Here is a 1590-nt window from a genome sequence, read left to right as displayed (position 1 = left end):
GGAACGCATGGCTCGTAATCTCGGTACAGAATTGGAGCCGGAGATTCGCCTGGTGTTACCTGAAAAAGAGACTGACACTGTTCAGGCGGTTGAGATCCAGGCTGCAGTTGAAGAAGCCAAGGCTGAAAACGTGGTTCGTAAGTGCGTGTCTTTCAAGGAGATGGTGGATCGCTTCAAACAAAAAGTGAGTTCGATTGGGCAGAGGATAGAGGAAAGGGAGATCGGTCGAAAACCCAAGCGGGTCCTTTCTCTCTCTTACGACTTTGTTCTTGATTTGATTAAGCGACACTTGCCCCAGGCGATCCAACCCAACGTGTTCATCCCGACAGAATGGCTAATCAAGTGGCTGCCGGTACTGATTGAAGAAGATATGAGGCATCGGGGATCAGTGGCTTGACGGTGGAATTAAGGAGAAGGAGTTGAGACATTGAAAAACGGGAAAAACTTGACACGAACGCAAAAACTCGTACTTCTTAGCTGTGACCTTAATCCGAAGGATTGGCTGCTAAGCAAAAAACTGCCCGATATGTGGCTGCTCGTTCATCGGCGGACAAAACAAACATTAGCATTATCGCTCAAGAGGAGCTCAGATGCGAGTTAAATTGCCCTGTGGACAACATTTCATCCACTTGGTGGATATTAGCTTGCATTATTTGAGCTGTACTTCTTGTTGAAGTAAAAACAATGGAGGCAGATAACAATGGATTCGTTTAAACGAGCGAAAATAATAGCTGGCATCCTTTGGCTTGTTACATTGTTTATTATGTTTTATTGGGGGGAGAGATGAGGTCATGTTGTTTGATCCATAGTGTAAGCCTGTAACCCGAGTTGATTTCGTTACCAAACTTAAAACTACTATATCAAAAAAGTGACACAACGAGGAGGTGTAACATTGAGTGTGAAAACCGGAACATTAGTCCGTTATAAGTTTCGGCAACCGAACAACGACTTCATTGTTGCCATTCTTAAGCAAGACGATGGCGAAGAAATTACCATCATCGGGACTATTTATGGGGTAGAGCCAAACGAGAAAATCACGGTTTACGGCGATTGGTTTAAACATCCCCAGTTTGGCGAACAGTACCGTGTCGAGCGTTGGGAACGTCCGATTCCGAAAAGCAAGGAACAGGTGATTGCTTTCCTCTCTTCGTCCCTGGTGAAAGGCTGCGGAGAGAAAAGAGCCAAGCAGATTATTGATGTCCTTGGTGAGAACGCATTAGATATTATCATGAAAGACGGAGAAGCCTGCTTGCTGCCGATCCGTGGAATTGGTCAGCAAAAGGCATCTTCTATTGTCTCCAGTGTCCGGGCATCGTTTGAGGTTCAACAGATCATGATGGAGCTGTCACAGTACGGTATAAGTACAAGTATTGTCGTGAAGGCCTACAAAGAGTTTGGCTCCAACACGCTGGACATTATCAAGCGGAATCCGTACCAGCTCACCAAACTGGATCTCATCGGCTTTCTTAAGGCAGACGAAATCGCAAAAAGAATAGGCATCATGCCCAATTCGATGTTCCGGATTGAATCCTGTGTGGATTATGTTCTGAAAAAGATGTGCTTCGATTTTGGCCATTGCTTCATTCCAGA

The 1590-nt window shown here is 45.3% G+C and carries 3 protein-coding genes; all 3 read left to right on the top strand.

Translation table 11 applies throughout. From position 1 onward, the window contains the following. Positions 1 to 397, top strand: a 397-nt coding sequence (locus tag ACTHO6_RS21120) for a hypothetical protein (RefSeq protein ID WP_440243798.1), incomplete at its 5' end; no start/stop codon positions are given. 30 nt (positions 398 to 427) lie between these two features. Next, positions 428 to 601, top strand: coding sequence for a DUF6906 family protein (locus ACTHO6_RS21115; RefSeq protein WP_396136119.1), 174 nt, complete (start codon positions 428 to 430; stop codon positions 599 to 601). A gap of 297 nt (positions 602 to 898) precedes the next feature. Continuing rightward, positions 899 to 1590 (top strand): helix-hairpin-helix domain-containing protein (locus ACTHO6_RS21110; RefSeq protein ID WP_440243800.1); only part of this gene is annotated, 692 nt, incomplete at its 3' end.

Source organism: Brevibacillus sp. SAFN-007a (assembly GCF_051967035.1).
Taxonomy (GTDB): Bacteria; Bacillota; Bacilli; order Brevibacillales; family Brevibacillaceae; genus Brevibacillus.
This window is presented reverse-complemented; position numbering and strand designations above follow the sequence as displayed.